We start from the raw sequence: 1669 nt of genomic DNA on the forward strand, positions 1-1669 counted from the left end.
AATATAGGTTGTTTGCTTAAAACATTAACATATTGAAATATAATGACTTTTATTTCCAATTTAAAAAATAAAATAAGTAATAATAAAAGGAACCCTCAAAACCTTCAAAACCCTCGAAACTCATAACTATAATGATCTTGATAGCATCTCTTATGAGTTACAAGCTATCTTTTGAAAGGCTTTAAAGGTTCACATGCTTTTCATAAAATACGTTGTAATCAATTCTCTAAATCATAAGGTTATCATTCAAAAAAACTGATAAAGTTCATAAAAAGGATTTTAATAACGTAATCAGTTTTTAATTTCATACGCTTTTCATAAGATACGCTTTAATTACTCACTTTTGTCGGTTCAATTTACTGACAGATAACTGACAAATATATATTATTGATTGTATTTAAGGTTATGCTATTGATAGAAGTTGTATCTTAAAAATACTAACATATTGATATATAATATTTTTAATTTTTTGTCATTCAAAAAAAATAATAGAGGGTCTAAAAAGAACTGACAAAACTGACACAACTGACAAAAGCCTATTAAAAGGGATTTTTCTAATCTCTATAATGATCAATCTTTCTTTAGATGTTTTCATAACAGCCTATAAATTACAATTATCCTATTTATCGTTTCTCTTATGAAAATGAAAAATGATGCGGTGGCTGTAAAGCATATAACAACTATAGAAAATGCGTAAAAACAGTAGCTTTGTTTAAATAAAGCAAAAATACAAATGAATGCGTTGGTTATAAAAACAGTTCCTATAAAAGCTGTTAAGTTACAAATGCGTTATAAACAAAAATTCACAAAAAAATTAAAATTCATTTAGTGAAAAAACTGATAGGTTATAAAGATAAAAATACGCATTATGAGAGCGTTTTTAAATATTATAAATGTATAGATTCAAAACATAACGCAATCGTTTCGTAAAGCCTATAATATAGCTTTAAAAGCATATAAATATAAAAGCAGAAATTCATAAGCATAAGATATTATCAATACACAACGTATTTAAAAAATACAAAAAAATATCAAAAAAGATATAATATTAATTGACAATAAATACGTATTTTGTTATATAAATAATCAAGTGATTAACAAACACTAAAACAGATAGCGAAAAGGTTACGATAAACCTAATCCTGTTATAAAAACTGACTATCTTTTATGCTTTTGTTAGCATATATGATGATTTTGTCGGGTGTAGCTATGCTATACAATACCCTTCGCGAGGGAAAAGCATAGCAACGGACTATCTGCCGTGTTTGTTAGCGCCCGACACCCTTATGGGCTGTTAATAACAAACTTTTTTACAGATAGGTTTTAATTATGACAAATATCTCAAAAAACACCCCCGTTCTCTCTAACATTTCAAATGAAATTGCATCTGTTAATCAACAAGAGCCTGCAAAAAAATACGAATTTACAAATGAAACGCGTGTATTTGGTAATCATACTCTTTATCGCATTAAAGCTTTAAGAGATTTTGATGATGTTAAAGCCGGTCAATTGGGCGGCTTTATTAAAGATGAAAGTGATCTGTCTCATGATGGCAATTGCTGGGTATATGATGATGCTATGGTTATCCAAGCAAGCGTTTCCGAAAATGCAAAAATACGCAATAATGCCTGTGTTGTGAATTATGCGAGGGTTTATGGGAATGCCGTGA

At 28.5% G+C, this 1669-nt stretch carries 1 pseudogene; it reads left to right on the forward strand.

Annotation, left to right across the window (positions count from 1 at the left end):
* Window positions 1-1329 precede the first annotated feature (1329 nt).
* Window positions 1330-1669: pseudogene (locus tag PVV57_RS10245) on the forward strand (hypothetical protein); the annotation flags it as partial.

Source organism: Bartonella sp. AU15XJBT (assembly GCF_028618615.1).
Lineage (GTDB): Bacteria > Pseudomonadota > Alphaproteobacteria > Rhizobiales > Rhizobiaceae > Bartonella.